Source organism: Mesorhizobium sp. M4B.F.Ca.ET.203.01.1.1 (assembly GCF_004791025.1).
In the GTDB taxonomy this organism is placed as follows: domain Bacteria; phylum Pseudomonadota; class Alphaproteobacteria; order Rhizobiales; family Rhizobiaceae; genus Mesorhizobium; species Mesorhizobium abyssinicae.
Window position 1 is genome coordinate 1 of sequence record NZ_SRUO01000143.1, and the last position, 347, is coordinate 347.

Genomic DNA, 347 nt, shown 5'->3' on the forward strand with positions numbered 1-347 from the left:
AGCTCTTCTCCCCATCGGGGAGAAGGTGGCCGCGAAGCGGTCGGATGAGGGGCCGGCGCCGTCCTAAGCGATTGGCCCCACGAAAGGGGAAAGTCAGCAGGCTCGCTCAGCCGCCCCCTTCCCTCTGCGCCTCTTCCTGGCGCAGCGAGGCGATGAAGCGCCTCGTGCGCTCGCGCTCGGGATTGTCGAACACCACCGACGCCGGGCCTTTCTCGACCACGACGCCTGCATCGAGGAACACGACCTCTTGCGCGATCTTGGAGGCGAGCCGAAGGTCATGCGTGGCCATCACCATGGTCGTGCCCTCGCGCGCAAGCTGCCCGAGCACGTCGACCACGTCCTGCGCC

General features: G+C 67.7%; 1 pseudogene. It reads right to left on the reverse strand.

Annotation, left to right across the window (positions count from 1 at the left end):
• Positions 1–106: 106 nt before the first annotated feature.
• Positions 107–347, reverse strand: a pseudogene (locus tag EN846_RS34030) (amino acid ABC transporter ATP-binding protein); the annotation flags it as partial.